Annotated in this window: 18 protein-coding genes; 9 read left to right on the forward strand and 9 right to left on the reverse strand. The window is 70.9% G+C overall.

Translation table 11 applies throughout. From position 1 onward, the window contains the following. Positions 1-258 precede the first annotated feature (258 nt). Both ACSQ11_RS12685 and ACSQ11_RS12690 read left to right on the forward strand, forming a co-directional pair. Positions 259-2121 (forward strand): BCCT family transporter, encoded by a 1863-nt coding sequence (locus ACSQ11_RS12685; RefSeq protein ID WP_436006776.1) that lies wholly within the window; start codon positions 259-261, stop codon positions 2119-2121. A gap of 43 nt (positions 2122-2164) precedes the next feature. Then, positions 2165-3199: an aspartate-semialdehyde dehydrogenase gene (locus tag ACSQ11_RS12690; protein WP_436005923.1), complete on the forward strand. Its 1035-nt coding sequence runs from the start codon at positions 2165-2167 to the stop codon at positions 3197-3199. A gap of 32 nt (positions 3200-3231) precedes the next feature. Here ACSQ11_RS12690 and ACSQ11_RS12695 read toward each other — a convergent pair whose 3' ends face one another. Then, on the reverse strand, positions 3232-4128 hold the full coding sequence (locus ACSQ11_RS12695; RefSeq protein WP_436005925.1) for a GNAT family N-acetyltransferase: 897 nt from the start codon (positions 4126-4128) through the stop codon (positions 3232-3234). 133 nt (positions 4129-4261) lie between these two features. Here ACSQ11_RS12695 and ACSQ11_RS12700 point away from each other — a divergent pair, with 133 nt between their 5' ends. The 4 genes from ACSQ11_RS12700 to leuA all read left to right on the forward strand — a co-directional run bounded on the left by ACSQ11_RS12700 (position 4262) and on the right by leuA (position 8986). Then, entirely contained in the window at positions 4262-4897 is a 636-nt protein-coding gene (locus ACSQ11_RS12700) for an ArsR/SmtB family transcription factor (protein WP_436005927.1), read from the forward strand. Further along, positions 4894-6192, forward strand: coding sequence for an MFS transporter (locus tag ACSQ11_RS12705; RefSeq protein WP_436005929.1), 1299 nt, complete (start codon positions 4894-4896; stop codon positions 6190-6192). The genes ACSQ11_RS12700 and ACSQ11_RS12705 overlap by 4 nt, the downstream gene beginning before the upstream one ends. 24 nt (positions 6193-6216) lie before the next feature. Beyond that, complete coding sequence (gene ddaH, locus ACSQ11_RS12710) at positions 6217-6984, forward strand: dimethylargininase (RefSeq protein WP_436005931.1); 768 nt, start codon at positions 6217-6219, stop codon at positions 6982-6984. A gap of 259 nt (positions 6985-7243) precedes the next feature. Then, entirely contained in the window at positions 7244-8986 is a 1743-nt protein-coding gene (gene leuA, locus ACSQ11_RS12715; protein ID WP_436005933.1) for a 2-isopropylmalate synthase, read from the forward strand. A gap of 120 nt (positions 8987-9106) precedes the next feature. On the opposite strand, the gene ACSQ11_RS12720 is transcribed toward leuA, so the two are convergent. The 3 genes from ACSQ11_RS12720 to ACSQ11_RS12730 form a co-directional block, all read right to left on the reverse strand. Beyond that, positions 9107-12553 (reverse strand): phosphodiester glycosidase family protein, encoded by a 3447-nt coding sequence (locus tag ACSQ11_RS12720; RefSeq protein ID WP_436005935.1) that lies wholly within the window; start codon positions 12551-12553, stop codon positions 9107-9109. Positions 12554-12694: 141 nt separating this feature from the next. Further along, positions 12695-13318 carry an alpha-ketoglutarate-dependent dioxygenase AlkB gene (locus ACSQ11_RS12725; RefSeq protein ID WP_436005937.1) on the reverse strand — a complete coding sequence of 208 codons (624 nt, stop codon included), beginning with the start codon at positions 13316-13318 and terminating at the stop codon, positions 12695-12697. Positions 13319-13383: 65 nt separating this feature from the next. Further along, positions 13384-14400 carry a peptidoglycan-binding protein gene (locus ACSQ11_RS12730; RefSeq protein WP_436005939.1) on the reverse strand — a complete coding sequence of 339 codons (1017 nt, stop codon included), beginning with the start codon at positions 14398-14400 and terminating at the stop codon, positions 13384-13386. Between the two features lie 207 nt (positions 14401-14607). Between ACSQ11_RS12730 and recO the strand changes: the two genes are divergently transcribed. Both recO and ACSQ11_RS12740 read left to right on the forward strand, forming a co-directional pair. Continuing rightward, a complete protein-coding gene (gene recO, locus ACSQ11_RS12735; protein ID WP_436005941.1) occupies positions 14608-15333 on the forward strand; it encodes a DNA repair protein RecO in 726 nt (241 codons plus the stop codon). Next, on the forward strand, positions 15330-16127 hold the full coding sequence (locus ACSQ11_RS12740; protein ID WP_436005943.1) for an isoprenyl transferase: 798 nt from the start codon (positions 15330-15332) through the stop codon (positions 16125-16127). Before recO ends, ACSQ11_RS12740 begins: the two co-directional genes overlap by 4 nt. Positions 16128-16223: 96 nt before the next feature. Here the strand turns inward: ACSQ11_RS12740 and ACSQ11_RS12745 are convergent, their stop codons facing one another. From ACSQ11_RS12745 to ACSQ11_RS12765, 5 genes are all read right to left on the reverse strand, one after another. Next, positions 16224-16649 (reverse strand): Fur family transcriptional regulator, encoded by a 426-nt coding sequence (locus tag ACSQ11_RS12745; RefSeq protein ID WP_436005945.1) that lies wholly within the window; start codon positions 16647-16649, stop codon positions 16224-16226. Next, positions 16646-17674, reverse strand: coding sequence for a metal ABC transporter permease (locus ACSQ11_RS12750; protein ID WP_436005947.1), 1029 nt, complete (start codon positions 17672-17674; stop codon positions 16646-16648). The genes ACSQ11_RS12745 and ACSQ11_RS12750 overlap by 4 nt, the downstream gene beginning before the upstream one ends. Continuing rightward, complete coding sequence (locus ACSQ11_RS12755; protein WP_436005949.1) at positions 17671-18483, reverse strand: metal ABC transporter ATP-binding protein; 813 nt, start codon at positions 18481-18483, stop codon at positions 17671-17673. The genes ACSQ11_RS12750 and ACSQ11_RS12755 overlap by 4 nt, the downstream gene beginning before the upstream one ends. After that, a complete protein-coding gene (locus ACSQ11_RS12760; protein ID WP_436005951.1) occupies positions 18480-19439 on the reverse strand; it encodes a metal ABC transporter substrate-binding protein in 960 nt (319 codons plus the stop codon). The genes ACSQ11_RS12755 and ACSQ11_RS12760 overlap by 4 nt, the downstream gene beginning before the upstream one ends. A 179-nt stretch (positions 19440-19618) precedes the next feature. Then, positions 19619-19900 carry a DUF6703 family protein gene (locus ACSQ11_RS12765; RefSeq protein WP_436005953.1) on the reverse strand — a complete coding sequence of 94 codons (282 nt, stop codon included), beginning with the start codon at positions 19898-19900 and terminating at the stop codon, positions 19619-19621. A 123-nt stretch (positions 19901-20023) separates the two neighbouring features. Here ACSQ11_RS12765 and ACSQ11_RS12770 point away from each other — a divergent pair, with 123 nt between their 5' ends. Further along, positions 20024-21439, forward strand: a complete 1416-nt coding sequence (locus ACSQ11_RS12770) for a glycine--tRNA ligase (RefSeq protein WP_436005955.1) — start codon at positions 20024-20026, stop codon at positions 21437-21439.

The following is a 21439-nucleotide window of genomic DNA, read 5'->3' on the forward strand; positions in this document are numbered from 1 at the left end:
CGTCGGAGGTTCATCGCAGGGCTCATCGACGGGCGTCACAGGTCCGCAACGGCCATCCGTGAGTGGCCCCCACGTCCTCGTCACACCATCGTCACCACGTGTCCCGGTTTGCTACCGCGGGGTCACCTTCGGCATGGTTGTGGGGTTGCACGCGAGCGTGCAACCGACCTGAAGCACACGGCATACGCGCCGCAGACGAGACTGACGAGAACACGAAGGAGCGGCGTTCGCGCCGAATCACCTGTGACCACGAAACTGATGAAGACCGGCCCGACCGCACCGGGGGACGCCGCGGGAGAGCGCACCGTCCTCGACGGACCGCTGCACGACGAACCCCCGCACCCCGCTCTCGACCACGAGGTCGAGGAGCACGCTGCCGAGGAACCCCAGAAGCTCGACAAGGTCGTGTTCGGCGTCACCGCCGCCATCGCCATCGGCTTCGTCGTGTGGGGCTTCGTCAGCACCGAGACCCTCGGCTCCGCCTCCGCCTCCGGGCTCGGCTGGGTCGTCCACAACATGGGGTGGCTCTTCGCGCTCGTCGCGTCCGGCTTCGTCGTGTTCGTCATCTGGCTGGCCGCCAGCAAGTTCGGACGCATCCCGCTGGGCCGCGACGACGAGCAGCCCGAGTTCCGCACCGTCTCGTGGATCGCGATGATGTTCTCCGCGGGCATGGGCATCGGCCTGATGTTCTACGGCGTCTCGGAGCCGGTGTCGCACTTCGTCACCCCGCCCCCGGGCACGGGTGCGGCGGGCAACCCCGAGGCCGTCCAGACGGCGATGGCGACCACCCTCTTCCACTGGACGCTGCACCCGTGGGCGATCTACGCCGTCGTCGGGCTCGCGGTGGCCTACGGCGTGTTCCGCCGCGGTCGCTCGCTGCTCATCAGCTCGGCGTTCGCGCCGCTGCTCGGTGAGCGTCGCGCCGCCGGCCCCGCCGGTCGCATCATCGACATGCTCGCGATCTTCGCGACGCTCTTCGGCTCGGCCGCCTCGCTCGGCCTCGGCGCCCTGCAGATCGGCTCCGGCCTCGAGATCGTCGCCGGTCTCGACAGCACGGGCAACGGCATCCTCGTCGCGATCATCACGGTCCTGACGCTGTGCTTCATCCTGTCCGCGGTCTCGGGTGTCTCCAAGGGCATCCAGTGGCTGTCCAACACCAACATGGTGCTGGCCGTCGTGCTCGCCGTCTTCGTCTTCGTCGTCGGCCCGACCGTCTTCATCCTCAACCTGGTGCCGACCGCGATCGGCAGCTACTTCCAGGACCTGGCGATGATGTCGGCCCGCACCGACGCCGCCGGTGGCGACGCCATGCAGACCTGGCTCTCGGGCTGGACGATCTTCTACTGGGCCTGGTGGGTCTCGTGGACCCCGTTCGTCGGCATGTTCATCGCCCGCATCTCGCGTGGCCGCACCATCCGTCAGTTCGTCACCGGTGTCCTGCTCGTGCCGAGTCTCGTCTCGCTCGTGTGGTTCGCGATCTTCGGTGGCGCGGGCATCTTCACGCAGCGCTCCGGCACCGACCTCGCCGGCGCCGAGACGCCCGAGGCGACGCTCTTCGGCATGCTCGACACGATGCCGTGGGCGACCGTGACGTCGATCCTCGTCATGCTCCTCGTCGCGATCTTCTTCGTGTCGGGCGCCGACGCCGCCTCGATCGTCATGGGCACGCTCTCCGAGCGCGGCACCCTCGTACCGAGCCGTCCGACGGTGATCTTCTGGGGCGCGGCCACCGGTGCCGTCGCAGCCGTGATGCTCGTCGTCGGTGGCGCCGATGCGTTGTCGGGCCTGCAGAACATCACGATCGTCGCGGCACTGCCCTTCCTCCTCGTGATGGTCGGTCTCGCGTTCTCGCTCGTCAAGGACCTGTCGAACGACCCGCTCGTCGTCCGTCGTGCGTATGCCGTCGCTGCCGTCGAGCAGGCGGTCGTCGCCGGTGTGACCGAGCACGGCGACGACTTCACCCTGACGTTCGAGGAGGCCGCGCCCGGTGAGGGTGTCGGCGAGCTCGTCAGCCTGCCCGGCTCGTCGTCCAACGGCTCCAACGGGTCGAGCGACAAGACCGCCGACGACAGGGCCGACCACGTCGACGAGGAGTCCGTCCAGCCGGCGCCCACGTCCTGATCGCCTGACGCACCCGACTCGCATGGCTCCTACACTTGGGGCCATGCGAGTCGGTGTCTTCGGTGCGACCGGTCAGGTCGGAAATGTCATGCGCGCCCTCCTCGAGGAGCGCGACTTCCCCGTCGAGGAGATGAGGTACTTCGCCTCCGCCCGGTCCGCCGGCACGACGCTGCCGTGGAAGGACACCGAGGTCACCGTCGAGGACACCGCCACCGCGGACTTCAGCGGTCTCGACATCGCGCTGTTCTCCAACGGCGGCTCGACCTCCAAGGAGTGGGCGCCCCGCGTGGCCGCGGCGGGCGCGACCGTCATCGACAACTCGTCGGCGTGGCGCAAGGACCCCGACGTCCCGCTCGTCGTCGCCGAGGTCAACCCCGACGACCTCGACACCATCCCCAAGGGGATCGTCGCCAACCCGAACTGCACGACGATGGCCGCGATGCCGGTGCTCAAGCCGCTGCACGACGTCGCCGGTCTCGTCCGGCTGACGGTCGCGTCGTACCAAGCCGTCTCCGGCTCGGGCGGCAAGGGCGTCCAGGAGCTCGACGGCCAGCTCAGGGGTGCGTATGCCGCGGGCTCGCCCGCCGATCTCGCGCTCGACGGCCGTGCCGTCGAGGTGCCTGCGCCGAACGTGTATGCCGTGCCCGTCGGCTTCAACGTCATCCCGCTCGCCGGCTCGGTCGTCGACGACGGCTCGCTCGAGACCGACGAGGAGCAGAAGCTCCGCAACGAGTCGCGCAAGATCCTCCACGTGCCCGACCTGCGTGTCTCCGGCACCTGCGTGCGCGTGCCCGTCTTCACGGGGCACTCGCTGGCGATTCACGCCGAGTTCGCCGACGACATCTCACCCGAGCGCGCCCTCGAGCTGCTCGGCAAGGCGCCGGGCGTCGTCGTGACCGACGTGCCCAACCCGCTCGACGCGGCCGGCCGTGACGAGGTCTTCGTCGGACGCGTGCGGGCCGACCAGTCCGCGCCCGAGGGCAAGGGGCTGGTGCTCTTCGTCGTCGGCGACAACCTCCGCAAGGGCGCGGCCCTCAACGCCGTGCAGGTCGCCGAGGAGCTGCTCAAGCGTCGCTGAGGTCGCTGACCCCGATCCGCCGGTCCATTCGGTCAGAGGTCGGTCATCCAGTGCCGCCACGTCTGCGTGACGTGCATGCCGACGTGCTCGTAGAGGCCGAGCGCCCCCGTGCGTGAGTCGGTCGACAGCTCGCTGACGGTGGCCCCGTGCTCGCGCGCGCGGGCGAACGCGTCTGCGAGGAGGGCTCGGGCCAGGCCGAGTCCGCGCTGGTCGGAGCGCACCGCGATGGCATCGACGTAGCCGGTCGCCCCGGCGAGGATCGTGTAGCAGACCCCGACGTCGGTGCCCTCGGCGTCGGTGACGAACCGGATCTGCCACGGCTCGAACCCCGGGCGCAGTGGTCCGCGCGGTGCCCAGTCCTCGTAGCTGGAGGGCTCGCGGCCCGGCCACTCGTTGAAGGCGTCCTCGATGAGCCGGAAGGCGATTCGGCCGTCCTCACCCCCGCCGAACTCGCGCAGCGCGTAGCCGTGGGGGAGCGGCTGGGGCTCGATCGTCGCGTCGGGCGGGAGCTGGAGGACCCACGACGTCCAGCCCTCGCGGTAGCCGCGCCCCCGGAAGAACTCTTCGGCCCCGCTGCCTCCCGGGACGGTCTGGCCGACGAGGGTCGAGCCGGTCGAGCGGGCGCAGTCCTCGACCCACTGCGCCAGCCAGGTGCCGAGACCGCGACCGCGGTGCTCCGGGTGGACCCCTGCATCCGCCCGGCGCCCCTTGAAGACCTCGCCGGCCGCGACGAGCCGGTCGCCGTCCCACAGCCCGACGCTCTGCGTCGTGAGGTCGAAGCTGCTGCGCGCCCAGTCGCCCTGGATGTCCTCGAGCTCGATGGCGGCCTCGCCGGCGTCGACGCGCTCGGTCGCCGCGACGAGGTCGCACACCGCCTGGGCGTCGTCGAGGGTGTGGGGTCGCGCGGTGAGTCCGTCGGGGAGGGGCATGAACCGAGAGTGCCCGAGGGCAGGACCGGTTGTCCCCGAATTATCGCTCTCACCCACGGGGTGGCGGCGACCTACAGATCGTGAGAGAGTTCTTTCGAGAGAGTTCTCTCATATATCGGTGGAGGAGCGCGTCGTGACCAATCCCTACGGCGACATCGAGCTCACCCCGCGGAGCATCCGGGCGCTGGCGCACCCTGTGCGGCTGGCCATCCTCAGCCGGCTCCAGGGCGACGGCCCGAGCACGGCGACCGCCCTCGCGCCACTCGTCGGGGCGACACCCTCGGTGACGAGCTGGCACCTGCGCCACCTTGCCGAGCACGGGCTCGTGCGGGACGCCGTTGTCGAGTCCGACGGGCGGCAGCGGTGGTGGGAGGCGGTCGGCAGGGGTTTCCGGTTCACACCGGCCGACGACCCCGCCGGGCAGGACGCGGCAAGCCTGCTGTCGCGCGTGATGTTCGACCAGGCCGCGGGGCTGCCGGACGCCTGGGCCCGCGACACCGAGCCCCTGCTCGAGACCGAGTGGCGTCGCTCTGCCGGACTGTCCAACACGTCCATCGTCGCGACGGCCGACGAGCTCGCCGAGATCGAGGCCGCGATCGAGGTGCTGCTCTCGCCGTACGTGCTCCGCAAGGAAGACGACGAGCCGACGCCGGGGGCCCGTCGGGTCCGGCTGCTGCGCTACGTCCTGCCCTCAGCGGTCGACGAGGACGTCGAGGACACCGCCGGGCGCGCCTCCATGGACGCGGACGGTGCGGGGGAGAGGCCGTGAGCGGCGCAGCTGGGCGGACACCGCTCTGGCGGGACCGCCGGTTCGCGACCTACTGGGCCGGACAGGGCATCTCGCAGTTCGGTGACCGGATCACCGGGCTCGCCCTGCCGTTCATCGCCGTCACCACGCTGCACGCCAGCGCCCCCACGGTCGGTCTGCTCACCGCCGCGGTCTGGGCCCCGAACATCCTGTCGCTGTTCGTCGGGTCGTGGGTGGACCACCAGCCGCGCAAGAGGGGGCTGCTCATCGTGGCCGACGTCCTGCGCGCCGTCGTCCTGCTCAGCCTCCCGGTCGCGCACTGGCTCGGCATGGTGACGATGGCCCAGCTCGTCGTCGTCGCGCTGCTCGCGGGACTCGGGCAGGTGCTCTACCAGACGGCATACCCGAGCTTCTTCGTCGCGCTCGTGCGCCGCGACCAGTTCGTCGAGGCCAACGGTCTCCTCAGCTCGACGAGGTCGCTGTCGTTCGTCGCCGGCCCCGCGGTGGCCGGTGGTCTCATCCAGGTGCTCACCGCACCCGTCGCCCTCGTCGTCGACGCGGTGTCGTTCCTCCTCTCGGCCTTGCTCCTGCGGTTCGTCCGCGTCGAGGACCGACCCGTCGAGCCGGCGGACACGAGCCTGCTCGCCCGCTCGCGCGACGGGGTGCTGCTCGTGTTCCGACACCCGTACCTGCGGGCGTCACTGGCGTGCGTCACCACGATCAACTTCTTCAACTTCGTCGCGGCCGCCCTGCTCATCCTCTTCGCCAGCCGCGAGCTCGGCCTCGGCGCCGGCAGCATCGGGCTGGCCCTGGGCATCGGCGCGACGGGTGGTCTCCTCGGAGCCGTGCTCGCCGGCCGGGTCACGCGCTGGCTCGGGGTCGGCACGACCATCGCGGTCGGCGCCGTGCTCTTCTCGGCGCCGTTCGCGGCGCTACCGCTGGCCGATGGCCCACCCTGGGTGCGGATGGCGGTCCTCGGCCTCGTCGAGTTCGTCTCCGCGTTCGGCGTCATGCTGCTCGACGTCCCGCTCAACGCGCTGCAGACAGCGGTGACCCCGGATGCCGTGCGCAGCAGGGTGGTCGGCGCCTTCAGCACCATCAACTACGGCATCCGTCCGGTGGGCGCCGTCCTCGGCGGCTTCCTCGGCGAGTGGATCGGGGTCGGCACGACCATGGTGGTGTCGGCGGTCGGTGGGAGCCTCGCTGTCCTGTGGCTGCTCGGCTCGCCCATCCTGCGGACCAGGACGATCGAGGAGCTCGACGACAGCACGACCCACGTCGCCGGGCGCCTGCCTGAGACGGCCCCCGGCGCCTGAGGTCGGACGCATAGGGTCGGGCCCGTGACTCGTCGAACCGCCCTCGTCCGCCGCCCGGGTCCCCGTCTCGCCGACGGGCTCGTCACCCACCTCGAGAAGTCGGTCATCGACCTCGACCTGGCGATGCAGCAGTGGGAGGCGTATGCCGCCTGCCTGCGGTCCGCGGGCTGGGAGACCGTCGAGGTGCCCGCGGCCGACGACTGCCCCGACGCGGTGTTCATCGAGGACGCGGTCGTCGTCGCCGGCGACCTGGCCGTCCTGACCAATCCCGGTGCGGCAGAGCGCAAGCCGGAGGTCGCCGCCGTCGAGGGGGTCGTGCGCGACCTCGGCTACCGCGTCGAGCGCCTCGCCGACCCCGGCACGCTCGACGGGGGAGACGTGCTCAAGGTGGGGGACACGGCATACGTCGGGTTGGGCGGTCGCACCAACGGCGCCGGCATCCAGCAGCTGGCGACGCACCTCGCCACCGTCGGGATGCGCACGCAGGCCGTCACGGTCGAGCGCGCGCTGCACCTCAAGTCCGCCGTCACGGCGCTCCCCGACGGCACCGTCATCGGCTGGGACCCGGTCGTCGACTGGCCGGGGGCGTTCCCGGCGTACGAGGGCATGCCCGAGGAGGGCGGCGCGCACGTCGTGCTGCTCGACGACTCGACGCTGCTCATGGCGGCGAGTGCGCCGCGCACCGCGGAGCTGCTGCGCGGGCGCGGGCACGACGTCGTCACCGTCGACATCAGCGAGTTCGAGAAGCTCGAGGGCTGCGTCACCTGCCTTTCGGTCCGCTGCCGCGGCTGACCCCCGACACCCCCCCGCCCCCCAGTTGCGTCTGCGGAAACGGCTGCTAGAGCAACCGTTGCCGCAGACGCAGCGAGCGCGACGTGCCCACAGTGCGGACCGGAGGCTGACGCGAAGGTGGGCGGACGGCATACTCGGTCTCGTGCGTCCCACGCGACTCCTCCTTCTCTGCCGCGGCGAGGCCTGAATCGGCCCTCCTCGTCGCGGAGCTCGCTGTGCCCCGGCTGAGCACGTGACGAGAAGTGAGTAGAGGAACCAGATGATCTCCCCCCAGCAGACCAGTGGGATGCCGGCGACGAAGTACCTGCCCTTCCATGAGCAGATCACCGTGCGGCTGCCCGACCGCACGTGGCCCGACCAGGTCATGTCCAAGGCGCCGCGGTGGTGCGCCGTCGACCTGCGCGACGGCAACCAGGCGCTCATCGACCCCATGGACTCCGAACGCAAGATGCGGATGTTCAAGCTCCTCGTGAAGATGGGCTACAAGGAGATCGAGGTCGGCTTCCCGAGCGCGAGCCAGACCGACTTCGACTTCTGCCGCGAGCTCATCGACGGCGGGCACATCCCCGACGACGTGACGATCCAGGTGCTCACCCAGTGCCGCGACCACCTCGTCGAGCGGACCTTCGACGCGATCCGCGGCAGCAAGCAGGCGATCGTCCACTTCTACAACTCCACCTCGGTGCTCCAGCGGCGCGTGGTCTTCGACCTGCCGAAGGAGGGCATCATCGACATCGCGCTCCAGGGGGCGCGGCTGTGCAAGAAGCTCGAGGAGACGATCCCCGAGACGACCGTCTACTACGAGTACTCGCCGGAGTCCTACACGGGCACCGAGCTCGAGTTCGCCGTGCGCGTCTGCAACGAGGTCATCGCCGTCATCGACCCGACGCCGGACCACAAGATGATCATCAACCTGCCGGCAACGGTCGAGATGGCCACGCCCAACGTCTACGCCGACTCGATCGAGTGGATGATCCGCCACCTCGACCGGCGTGAGTCGGTCGTCGTGAGCCTGCACCCGCACAACGACCGCGGTGAGGGTGTCGCGGCGGCCGAGCTCGGCTACCTTGCCGGCGCCGACCGGATCGAGGGCTGCCTCTTCGGCAACGGCGAGCGCACCGGCAACGTCTGCCTCGTCACCCTCGGCATGAACCTCTACAGCCAGGGCATCGACCCGCAGGTCGACTTCTCCGACATGGCCGAGATCCGGCGCACCGTCGAGTACTGCAACCAGCTGCCGGTGCACGAGCGCCACCCGTGGGGCGGCGACCTCGTCTACACGGCCTTCTCCGGGTCCCACCAGGACGCCATCAAGAAGGGTTTCGAGGACATGGAGTGCCGCGGGCGCGCCGCCGGCAAGACCGTCGACGAGCTCGACTGGGGCGTGCCCTACCTCCCGATCGACCCGCACGACATCGGGCGCTCCTACGAGGCGGTCGTCCGCGTCAACAGCCAGTCGGGTAAGGGCGGATCGGCCTACCTGCTCAAGGCCGAGCACGGCCTCGACCTGCCGCGCCGGCTCCAGGTGGAGTTCAGTCAGGTCGTCCAGCGCCGGGCCGACGAGCAGGGCGGCGAGGTCACGGCCAAGGAGCTGTGGTCGATCTTCCGCGACGAGTACCTCCCGGCGAAGCCCGGTAAGCGCAACGACTGGGGTCGGTTCACGCCGGTGAGCCACACCCTCGTCAGCGCCGGCGACGGCCGCGACCACATCACCGCGGTCATGCTCGACGGCGGTCACGAGATCACCGTCGACGGGTTCGGCAACGGCCCGATCGCGGCGTTCATCGACGCGCTGTCGACACTCGACGTCGACGTCCGGGTGCTCGACTACTCCGAGCACGCGCTGTCCTCCGGTGGCGACGCGAAGGCCGCGGCCTACGTCGAGTGCGCCGTGGGCGACCGGGTGCTGTGGGGCATCGGCATGCACTCCTCGATCGTGCGCGCCTCGCTCACTGCGGTGCTCTCGGCGGTCAACCGCGCCGAGCGCGACGACGCCGCCTGACCCGGTCGCTCGGCCCCGCCGGACCGTCGAGACGCCGTCGTCGGCTCGATCCGTGGAGATCTCCACGAATCGAGCCGACGACGGCGTTCGGAACGGGCACGACGTCGTATGCCGTCCGGCTCAGCCGACCGTGACCGTCTCGGTCCGGCTCACGCCGTTGACGACGACGGTCAGGGAGCCGGTGCCCGGGCGCAGCCCGGTGACCTTGCCGGAGGCGGGGTCGAAGGCTGCGACCGCGCTGCCCGGTGGGTTGCCCGGTCCGACGTGGACGCCGTCGCCGGACCAGGCCGCGCTCACCGGGTAGGCGAGGGGGAAGGATCGCGTCCCCTGGGTGAGCGTCGTCGCCACGGTGGTGCTGGCGCCCACGGCGACTGGTGGTGCCGACAGCGAGAGCTCGTCGACGTGCGGGCGGATCTGGACCCGGGCCCACGGGTGCGGGCCGGGGTCGGCCGGATCGACCCGGAACAGGCGCGGCGCCGGGGTGGCGGGCGCCTCGGGGTCGATGCGGACCGTGGTCCAGCCGGAGAACCCGCCCTCGTCCGGTGAAGTGGATGGCGCCTTGCCGGAGTTGCCGTTGACGACGTAAGGGACCGAGTCGACCCGCCCCGCCGAGAACGCCCCGACATGGCCACCGACGAAGAGCGCGCCCTTGCCGGTGCGCATCCTGAAGTCGGAGAGCCAGCCCTCGACGGTCTCGGCCTCGACGCGGTCGGTCATCTGCGAGCCCTTGACCGGGCTGGGGTCTCGCGGAGGGTGGTGCCAGCCGACGACGACCCCGCGCACCGCGTCGTCGCGCTCGGCGTCGTCGAGGGCGGAGCGCAGCATCTGCCACTGGTCGAAGCCGCCGCCGCGCAACGTGCCGGTCGAGGAGTCGAGCAGGACGAAGCGCGTGCCCTTGTGGACGAAGCTGTGGTGGGTCTCGCCGAAGACGGCGCTGAAGTTGCTCGTCGACCCGGGCCCGTAGATCTCGTGGTTGCCGGGGAGGTAGTACCAGCGCAGGCCCTTGGCGGTGAGCTCCTCGTCGATGACCTTCCTGGCGAGCGCGAAGTCCGCGGGGTAGCCGGTGTCCACGAGGTCACCGGTGATGACGACGAAGTCCGGGCGGCTGGCGACGATCTCGCGCATCGTGCGCCGCACCGCGGGGACGAGTGACTGGTTGTCGGCGGTGAACTGCCCGTCGGACATCACGGCATACGTGAACTGCTCACCCGTCGTGCTGAGCGCCGTGTGCTGCTGGACCACCGGGTCCTGGGCGACAGGGGACGCGGGTGCGGTGACGGGCGGCGCGGTCTTGACGGTGAGGTCGTCGAACACGACAGCGCCGGTGTAGGAGCGTGCGGCGCCGGTCTCGATGGTGGCGACGAAGTTGAGCGTGACGGGCCCGGGCAGCGTCTGGGGCACGGGCACCTCCATGTACTTCCAGCCGGTCCACGTGACGTACGGGCCGTAGAGCGAGGCCGCCTTGCCCTGACCGTCGCTGATGCCGAACGACGTCCACGCACCCTTGCCGTCGCCGAGCACCCACACGCCGAGGGCGAGCGGCTGCCCCTGAGTGATCGTGATGGGCGTCGGGGGCCGCGCGTAGCCGACCCGGGTCGCCGTCGACTGGGTGAAGTCGTACGTCATCTTCAGCCCGGTGCCGGCCTCACGCCCGGGGGCCGGCTCGACCGACCCGGCGGCGCGAGCCTGGGTGAAGCGCCATGTCGCCGCCTCGTCGAAGGTGCTCAGCGTCGTGCTCACCGAGCCGATGGCGACCGGGACGTGCGTCACGACGCCCTTGGCCGTGGCCTTGACCACGAGCGCGCCGGTGGTGACCCCCGGCTTGACCCTGACGGTGAAGTCGACGCCGTCTCCGGTGACGCTCACGAGCGAGTCGTCGAGGTCCAGCGTGACGTCGCCGGCCTCGAGCGGGGTCTCGAACCCGTTGGCGTCCGCGCCGATGATGCGGAACGTCGCGGGCTGCGCCGGGTCGAGAATCGACACCTTGTCGACGCTCGGACGGGTGCGCTGCAGCGGTCCCAGGACGGTGAGACCGAGGGACTTCTTGACCGCGCCGATCTGGGCCGTGACCCTGGTGGTGCCGGGTGCGCTGGGCTTGACGAGACCCGTCGCCGAGACCGTGGCCGCGTTCGTCGCCCGGTATGCCGGCGTCGCGGCGACCGGAGCGTACGTCTCGTCGTGCCCGAGGCCGGTGAGCTGCCGGGTGAACCCGGGGAAGACGCGGAGCAGGGCGGGGTTCTCCTCGTCGGAGGTCGTGACGAGCCGCAGGCCGCGGACCTGGCCCGATCCGGCATCGGCGAAGAGGCCGATGCCGTCGGGCACCGGTCGCAGGCCACCGTCGGAGGGCTGGTTCTCGACGTCGAGGTCGTCCTCGCCGGCCTCGCGGGCGAGCATCGTCGAGGACCCGCCGCCGTCGAGGTTGATGGCGTCGTCGGCGCCGACCTCCTTGAGGAAGGCACCGGTCTCGGCGTAGGTCATGCCCCGCGAGTCGGCCATCCGGCCGTCGACGGTGAGCAGGAACATCGTCGAGCCGTCGGCGTCGAAGCCGACCGCGGTGCGGGGGTGGATCGCGGTGTCGCCCTGCGGGAGGACGGCTCCGTCCTCGAGCAGCATGGTGTTGCCCGAGATGGCCATGGCGAGGTTGGCGCCGTCGTTGCGCAGCGAGTAGTCCAGCGCGACCTTGTCGCCCACGCCCAGCAAGGCGAGACGGTCGGCACCGGTGCCGCGCCCGACGAGCGCGAGCTGCGTCGGGGCGAGCTGCCCCTGCCCTGCCGCGGAGGCGACGGACTCGACGACGCCGTCGCGGACGACCACCTCGCGGACCTTGGTCGCCCCACCGGTCACGCGCGAGCGAGTGTAGTCACCCCAGGCCGGGGTGAAGGCGGTGACGCCGTTCGCCGGGATGGCCGACTGGTTGAGCCCGTCGAGCGTCGTGCTCGTGCCGTCGAACGACACCGTGCCCTGGAGGAACATCGAGCTGATCCGGCCGAGGCCGTCGGCCCCGATGCCGACAGCGCGGTTGTGGCCCGGGTTGGGGCCCTTGACGACGGTGCCGTCGAGCTGCTTGGCGCCGCCCTGTGGAGCGTTGGAGTTGTTGATGTCGAAGTAGTCACCGTTGACCGCGGCGACGGTCCGCCGCGGGTCGGCGAACTCGGTGAGCGGACGAGCGGAGGCGACCTTGCCGGCGTTGATGTAGTCCGGCTTGACCGACCCCGCGGCGAGGTCGACCTTGAGGAGGTCGCCGCGCATGAAGCCGCCGGCGTCGAGCCACTCGAACGACCGCAGGGACACCGCCGGGGCCACGGGGCGCGTCACGTCGCTGAGCCACAGGCGGTTCGCGGTCTGGACCGCGGTCGGCGCGAGGACCCTGGGCTCGGTGAGGTCGGAGCTGGCGGCCGATACCCGGCCGGTCGACGGGTCGGCGCCACTGGTGACCGGGGCGGTGCCGGTGGCGTCCGGACCCACGGGCGCGGCGTGCGCGGACGGGGCGGCGACGACGAGCGGGAGCGCGGCGAACGCCACGACGGCCGTGTGCCGCAGGCGTGACGAGAGCGAGGGCGGTGTCATGCCCCCGATCCCACCCGACCCCGATGACGTAGGAACAATTGTGCGGCCAACGCTAGGCAAACGTGACTTGTTCACACGACGATGGTGACACGCACTGCCCGGTCGCGCTCGTCGAGCGGACCAGCGCCTGTCGTCGACGGGTCAGCGGATCCCGCGCGGCCGGAACTGGATCGAGATCCGTGGCCCGACCGGCTTGCTCGTCTTGGGGATCGCGTGGTCCCAAGTGCGCTGGCACGAGCCGCCCATGACGACGAGGTCACCGTGCCCCAGGGAGAAGCCCATCGACGAGCCGCCGCCGCGCGGTCGCAGCATGAGGGAGCGGGCCGAGCCGACCGAGAGGATCGCGACCATGGTGTCCATGTCGCGGGCGCGGCCGACCCGGTCGCCGTGCCACGCGACCGAGTCACGTCCGTCCCGGTAGAGGCACATCCCGGCGGAGACGAAGGGCTCACCGAGCTCACCGGCATACCTGCGGGACAACGCTTCTCGCGCCGCGACCAGGGTGGGGTGGGGGAGCGGCTCGCCCTCCTCGTAGAACTTGAGGAGGCGCGGGACGTCGACGACGCGTTCGTACATCTCCCGGCGCTCGGCCTTCCACGGCACCTCGTGGTGAAGGGCGTCGAAGAGGAGGTCGGCCCCGGCCAGCCATGCCGGCTGGTAGTCCACCCAGGCACCCCGGGACAGCGTGGTCCGCGCCGGCGCCAGCGGGCCGAGCTCGATGGCGTCGCCGGTGTCGAAGAGCGAGTGCTGCAGGACCGCGTCCATGTCGCCGAGACTAGCGCAGATCGAACACCTGTTCTAGTCCCGACAGCACGCCGCGTGTCGCCCCGTCAGATCGTGAGCTTGGCCCAGGTCTGTGCCCCGACGACCCCGTCGGCCAGCAGGCCGCGCGACGTCTGGAACGCCTTGGCCTTCGACGCCGTGGTGGCGCCGAAGACCCCGTCGGCCGTGAGCGAGTAACCACGCGCCGTGAGCGCCTTCTGCGCGGCGACGACGGCCTGGCCGGAGGAACCGTTCTGCACCGTGACGACGAGCGCCACCCACGTCTTCGGTCCGACGACCCCGTCGGCGAGCAGGCTGCGAGAGGACTGGAACGCTTTGACGCGGCTCACCGTCACCGACCCGAACACCCCGTCGACGGTGAGCGACTGGCCGCGGGCTCGCAGCAGGTGCTGGATTGCCGTGACGCGGAAGCCGCTGGCGCCGGATTGCACGGTCGACCACGCGGTCGTGGGCGCCGGGGTGGTGCCGCCGATCTTGGCCACGAGGGGCGCGATCCTCGAGTCTCCGGGACGCACGTTGATCTCGAAGTGCATCTCGTCCTTGCGACCCGAGTAGTCGCCGCCCCAGCGCACGACACCGTTGCAGGAGCTCAGGATCGATCGGATCCGGCTCACCTGCGTCGCCGAGAACGTCCCCGACGAGCCCAGCGGGTGGCGCGGCGCGTTGACGTCGATCGCCGTGCCCGAGGCGTGGTTCGACAGGCTCGTGCTCCCGGAGATGACGCGGTAGTTGTAGCCCCAGTTGCCGGGCGTCACGAGCGCCTCGACCTCGCTGTGGAAGCGACGGGCGACGTAGCCGAGGATCGTGTGGACCTGACCGCCGCGCACCCCGGAGGGGAAGGCGTGACCCGCCACGGTGAGTCCGGTGATGCCGATCGCGCTCGGGCTGCTGCTCGCGGGCCAGCCGTTCTGCGAGGTCGCGGCACGTGCCGCCCCGGCGCCCGCGACGACGAGCCCCCCGCCGAGGAGGAGGCCTCCTGCTCCACGCACCAGCGCCCGCCGGCCCACGTCGGGTGCGGTGGCCCGCACGTCGGACGGTCCCTGCTGGTCGTGCTGCTCGCACATGGTGCTTCCCCTCGGTCGGTTCGTGGAACGGCCTCTGCCGCCACCGAAACTAGGAGGGCCGTGCAGGGAGGTACATGGGGAGCGCTACCCCTCGTCCCCGGTGGCGGGCCCGCACGGATCGGTGTATGCCCGGCGTGACCGGGAGGGGGAGCGGTGCGGGACGGCACGGCATACGAGGAATGTCGCAGGCTCGGGGGACAATGAGGCGTGCCGCTCTACCGTGACCAGGGGATCGTGCTGCGCACCCACAAGCTGGGTGAGGCAGACCGCATCATCACCGTGCTCACGCGCAGCCTCGGCAAGGTCCGCACGGTCGGCAAGGGCGTGCGCCGGACGAAGTCACGGTTCGGCGCCCGGCTCGAGCCGGGGATGCTCGTCGACCTCCAGTGCTACGAGGGGCGCAACCTCGACACCGTGACCCAGGCCGAGACGCTCGAGTCGTGGGGCGACGTGTGCGCGCGCGACTACGACGCGTGGACCGCCGCCAACGCCGTCCTCGAGACGTGCGACCGCCTCACCGAGGAGCGCGAGCCCGCGCTCCAGCAGTACCTCCTCGTCACCGGCGCGATGCGCTCGCTCGCCGGCAAGGAGCACGATCCCAACCTCGTCCTCGACGCCTACCTCCTGCGCGCGCTCGCGGTCGCGGGCTGGGCGCCGAGCTTCCACGACTGCGCGAAGTGCGGCGCCGAGGGACCGCACCGCGCGTTCCACATCGTCTCCGGTGGCGCCGTGTGCTCCGTATGCCGTCCGCCCGGCTCGAGTGCCCCCGCGCCGGAGACGCTCCGGTTGCTCGCGGCCCTGCTCGCCGGCGACTGGATAATCGCCGACTCGTCCGACGTGCGGCACCGCCGTGAGGGCAGCGGCCTGACGACGGCGTTCCTGCAGTGGCACCTCGAACGCGGGGTGCGCTCGCTCCGTATGGTGGAGCGGTGACGAGCCGCCCCTTCCCGCACCCGAGCGGCGCCCAGCCCCCGGCAGTCCCGGCGCAGCAGGTCCCCGGCCACGTCGCCATCGTCATGGACGGCAACGGGCGCTGGGCCAACCAACGCGGGCTGCCCCGCACCAAGGGCCACGAGGCCGGCGAGGGCGCCCTGCTCGACGTCGTCGCCGGGGCGGTCGAGGCGGGCGTGACGCACCTGTCCGCCTATGCCTTCTCGACGGAGAACTGGCGCCGCTCGCCCGACGAGGTCCGCTTCCTCATGGGGTTCAACCGCGACGTCATCCGTCGCCGCCGCGACCAGCTCCACGAGTGGGGCGTGCGGATGCGCTGGGTCGGCCGACGTCCACGGCTGTGGAGCTCGGTCATCAAGGAGCTCGAGATCGCCCAGGAGCTCACCCAGCACAACACCGGGCTCACGCTCTACTTCTGCGTGAACTACGGCGGCCGAGCCGAGCTCGGTGACGCCGCTCGGGCGATGGCCGAGGACGTGGCGCGGGGTCGGCTCAAACCACGCAACGTCGACGAGAAGGCGCTCGCGCGCTACCTCCCCGAGCCCGACATGCCCGACGTCGACCTGTTCGTCCGCAGCTCGGGGGAGCAGCGCACGAGCAACTTCCTGCTGTGGCAGAGCGCGTACGCCGAGATGGTCTTCCTCGACACACTCTGGCCCGACTTCGACCGCCGCGACCTGTGGCGGGCGATCGAGATCTATGCCGACCGCGACCGCCGCTACGGCGGCGCCGTCGACGCTGCGGCTGCGGGGCCCGAGACCGCCACCGACGCCTGAGCAACCGCCGGCCAAGCCTTTCGACTGATTGCGACTTCGCAGAGTTGCTCGCTGGGCTCACAACTCTGCGAAGTCGCAATCAGTCGGGGCTGCTCGTCAGTGGGAGGTGCAGGTGCCGAACAGCTCGATGGTGTGGGTGACGTCGCTGAACCCGTTCTGCCGAGCCACTTCCGCGGCCCACGTCTCCACGGCCGGGCCCTCGACCTCGACAGTGCGACCGCACTCGCGGCAGACGAGGTGGTGGTGGTGGGCCTCGGTGCCGCACGAGCGGTAGACGCACTCGCCGTCGTCGGTGCGCAGGACGTCGACGTCACCGTCGGAGGCCATGGCCTGGAGGTTGCGGTAGACCGTCGCCAGGCCGACCGAGTCGCCGCGCTCCTGGAGCCTGGCGTGCAGGTCCTGCGCCGAGAGGAACTGCGAGGTCGTTGACATGAGCTCGGCGAGGGCGGCCCGCTGCCGGGTGGGCCGGCGGCTCGCGCCAGCCGACGCCTGGTCGGCGGGGTGGGTGGGGTGGGTGGTCATCGGGCGACCTCCTCGGTCGGCTGCTGGTCTCCGGGACGCTCGGCCCCGCTCTCGTGCGCGTGGCCGTCGTGCTCGTCGTAGTGGTCCCGGTGCGGTGCGTGCCGGTGGCCGTCGTGGAGGTAGTCGACGTGCCCGTCGTGCTCGATCGCCGGGTGCCCGCACGTGGGTCCGTGCTCGTGGTCGTGCCGCTCGGCCCGCTCGTGCGCGGCGCGCCGGGCCCGGGTCACGACGCCGGCGAGGACGCTCGTGACGAGGAAGGTCGCGATGGCGAGCAGCACGATGGTGCCGCCGGACGGTGTCTCCGCATAGAACGAGACGACCACGCCGCCGACGCTCGACAGGATGCCGATGACCGAGGCGGCGAGCAGGCTGCTCCGGAAGCTGCGCGCGACGAGCTGCGCGGTCGCGTTGGGGATGATCATGAGCGCGGTGATGAGCAGCAGCCCGACGACCCGCATCGAGACGACGACCGTCACCGCGGTGAGCACGGACAGGGCGATGTTGTAGCCCATGACCGGCATGCCGGCGGCCCGCGCGAACTCCTCGTCGTTGGCGACCGCGAAGAAGCGGTGCCGCAGCGACCAGGTCACCGCGACGACGACGACGGCGAGCGCGGCGAACACGGCGATGTCGGTGCGGCTCGTCGTGAGAATGGCGCCGAAGAGGTAGCCGGTGAGGTTGCCGGGCGAGGTGGCGCTCGACTTCGAGATGAGGACGACGCCGAGCGCGATGCCGCCGTAGAACATCACGGCGAGGGCGATGTCACCGCTCGTACGACCCGCGGCCCGGATGAGCTCGACACCGACGGCGGCGGCCACCGCGGCGACCAGCGCGGTGAACACCGGCATCGAGCCGGTGAGGATGCCGATGGCGACACCGGCGAGGGCGACGTGTCCGATGCCGTCACCGATGAGCGACATGCGCCGCTGCACGAGGAAGGCGCCGACGAGGGGCGCGGCGAGGCCGACGAGCACGGCGGCGACGAGCGCCTGGCGCATGAAGTCGAGGGAGAGCAGGTCGCTCATGGGCGCACCTCGCGCGTGGGAAGGGGGTCGGTGACGATGCCGGCGAGCCCCGGTGGGTGGACGGCGTCGGTGGGGGACTCGTGGTGGTGCGCGTCTCCGGCCTCGTGGCCGCGGTGGCCTCTGGCCCACGCCGTCGGCGCCCCGTCGAAGTCGACGTGCCCGGCGTCCATGCAGACGATCCGGGTCACGACGTCGCGCAGTGCCGCCAGCTCGTGCGTGACGATGAGCATCGACGTACCCCGAGCCGCGAGAACGGACAGCACCTCGGCGAGGACAGCCTGGTTGGCGGCGTCGACGCCGGCCGTCGGCTCGTCCATGACGAGGAGGTCGGGGCCGGCCGCGAGGGCCCGGGCAATGAGGACGCGGCGCTGCTGGCCGCCGCTCAGGGTGGCGACGTCCTCGCGCTCGCGGTCGCGCAGGCCGACGGCGTCGAGGGCCTCGTCGACGGCGCGCGCGTCCTCGCTGCCCGACGGTCGCCAGAACGGCCGCAGCGGCAGTCGCCCGACCTCGACGACCTCGCGAACGGTAGCGCGCACGGAGGACGACAGCGAGTGGCGCTGGGGGACGTAGCCGATGCGCGGCTTGTCCCGGAAGCGCGCCAGCGGTGTCCCGAAAAGGGCGACCTCGCCACCGAGGTGGTCCGACAGCCCGAGCAACCCCTTGACGAGGGTGGACTTGCCCGAGCCGTTGGGGCCGAGCAGCGCGATCACCTCGCCGCGTCCCTGGGTGAGGGTCACGCCCTCGACGACCGCACGGTCGGCGTACCCGAAGGACGCCGACCGCAGCGAGATGAGCGGGGTGTCGGTCATGAGCAGTCCAGGCCCTTCCGGAGCGCGGTGAGGTTGGTCCGCATGATCTCGAAGTAGTCGCTCCCGGCGGAAGCCTTGCTCAGCCCCTCGATCGGGTCGAGCACGGCCACGGTGGCGCCGGACTCCTTGGCGATGGTCTCGGTGAGGTCCCGGCTCACGAGCGGCTCGGCGTAGATCGTTGTGACCTTGTGCTCGCGCACGTGCTCGACGATGTCCTTCATCGTCGCGGCGTTGGGCTCGGCGTCGGGGGACAGGCCCGAAACACCCGATTGGTGCAGGTCGTAGCGGTCCGCGAGGTAGGCGAACGCCACGTGCCCCGTCACGAGATCGCGGGTGGTGCAGGTCTTGAGACCGGTCGCGAACTCACTGTCGAGCGTGGTCAGCTCCGCGACCATCGTCTCGGCATTCGCTCGGTATGCCGTCGCGCCGGCCGGGTCGACCGTCGCCAGCTTCTCGGCGACGGCCTCGACAGCCTTGGCGTAGCGGGTCGGGTCGAGCCAGAAGTGGGGGTCCACCGCGGCCTCGTCGCCGTGCTCCTCGTGGTCGTCGCCCTCACCGTGGTCGTGGCCGTGACCGTCGTCGGTGGCCGCGATGCTGAGGTCGACCTCGGTCGCGACGTCGAGGGCCTTGGCCTCGTCGACCTGCGAGCCGACCGCGTCGTCGACGGCGGGCTGGAAGCCCTTCTCGTAGACGACGAGCGAGGAGCGGCCGAGGTCGGCGACGTCGCGCGGGGTGAGCTCGACGTCGTGCGGCTCCGCGCCCGGCTTGGTGAGTGACGTGACGTCGACACGGTCGCCGCCGACCCGCTCCGCGGCATACGCGAGGGGGTAGAAGGCTGCGACGACCGGCAGTGCGCCCGGCTTCGTGGACCTCGTCGAGTCCGCCTCCGAGCTGCCCCCGCATCCGGCGAGGGCGAGGGCTCCGAGGAGTGGGACGACGAGGAGGGAATGCTTCATGACAACCATTCTCAACTCATATGAGAATCATTGTCAACACGCCCCGAGTGAGTGCCCCTGGGCGAGAGGTCGATGCGCTCCGCCCTCGTCCAGGGGCAATCAGACGAACGGTGGCGCCTCGCGGTGGGGCAATCAGACGAACGGTGACGCCTCGCGGTGGGGCAATCAGTTGTGAGGCGTCAGCGGGGGAGGGCCTGGGTGATCGTGATCGCGAGCGCGATGGCCACGACGGCGATCCGCATGAGGCGCTCGGGGGTGGTGAGCCGGGGCCAACCGAGGACGAGCAGCCAGCTGAGGAAGAGCGTCACCACCGCGAGCAGCACCCAGCCCCAGCCGGGGATGAGGGCGCCGGCCACCATGAGCGCCAGCACGGCGAGGAACGGCACGGCGCGGGGGAGCGAGGCGATCGACCGCAGGACGGGCGCGCTCGCGTTCTCGAGGGATTCGCGAAGGGGTGACACGAGCGTGCAGCCTACGGGAGCGGACGGCATACCCGATCTCGCCCCCGGACGCCTCGCGCGGACCGCAGCGGCCGGGTGAAACCGGTGCGAGGGGACCCCCGCGCGGACAGTAACCTTGCGCGCATGGCCAAGGAGACCTCCACCGTCGATACCGTCGTCAACCTCTGCAAGCGCCGGGGCTTCGTCTTCCCCAGCGGGGAGATCTACGGCGGTACCCGCTCGGCGTGGGACTACGGGCCGCTCGGGGTCGAGCTCAAGGAGAACATCCGCCGCCAGTGGTGGAAGTCCGTCGTCACCGGTCGTGACGACGTCGTCGGCCTCGACTCCTCGATCATCCTGCCGCGCGAGACGTGGGTCGCGTCCGGCCACGTCGGCACCTTCACCGACCCGCTCACCGAGTGCCTCAGCTGCCACAAGCGCTTCCGCGTCGACCACATGCAGGAGGCGATCGCGGACAAGCAGAACAAGCGTGCCGCCGCCGACGCCCAGGTCGACCCCGACTCGATCCCGCTCACCGAGATCGCCTGCCCCAACTGCGGCACCCGCGGCCAGTGGACCGAGGCGCGCGAGTTCAACATGATGCTCAAGACCCACCTCGGCGTCATCGAGGACGAGGGCGGCCTGCACTACCTGCGCCCCGAGACGGCGCAGGGCATCTTCGTCAACTTCCTCAACGTCATGCAGACGTCGCGCAAGAAGCCGCCGTTCGGCATCGCCCAGACGGGCAAGAGCTTCCGCAACGAGATCACCCCCGGCAACTTCATCTTCCGCACCCGCGAGTTCGAGCAGATGGAGATGGAGTTCTTCGTCAAGCCCGGCGACGACGACGAGTGGTTCCAGTACTGGATCGACGAGCGCACCCGCTGGTACGTCGACCTCGGTATCAAGCCCGAGAACCTGCGCCACTACGAGCACCCGGCCGACAAGCTCTCGCACTACAGCAAGCGCACCGTCGACATCGAGTACCGCTTCAACTTCACCGGCAGCGAGTGGGGCGAGCTGGAGGGCATCGCCAACCGCACCGACTTCGACCTCACGACGCACAGCCAGCACTCGGGCACCGACCTCGTCTTCTTCGACCAGACGTCGGGTGAGAAGTACACGCCCTACGTCATCGAGCCGGCGGCCGGTCTCTCGCGCAGCCTCATGACGTTCCTCGTCGACGCCTACGCCGAGGACGAGGCCCCCAACACCAAGGGTGGGGTCGACAAGCGCGTCGTGCTCAAGCTCGACCGTCGCCTCGCCCCGGTCAAGGCCGCCGTCCTTCCGCTGTCGCGCAACGCCGACCTCTCGCCCAAGGCCCGCGACCTTGCCGCGACCCTGCGCAAGAACTGGAACGTGGACTTCGACGACGCCGGCGCCATCGGCAAGCGCTACCGCCGCCAGGACGAGATCGGCACGCCGTTCTGCATCACGGTCGACTTCGACACGCTCGAGGACCAGGCGGTGACGATCCGCGAGCGCGACACCATGGCGCAGGAGCGGGTGGCGCTCGACCAGGTCGAGGGCTACCTCGCGCAGCGTCTCGTCGGCTGCTGA

The organism is Knoellia sp. LjRoot47 (assembly GCF_964253435.1).
Taxonomy (GTDB): domain Bacteria; phylum Actinomycetota; class Actinomycetes; order Actinomycetales; family Dermatophilaceae; genus Knoellia.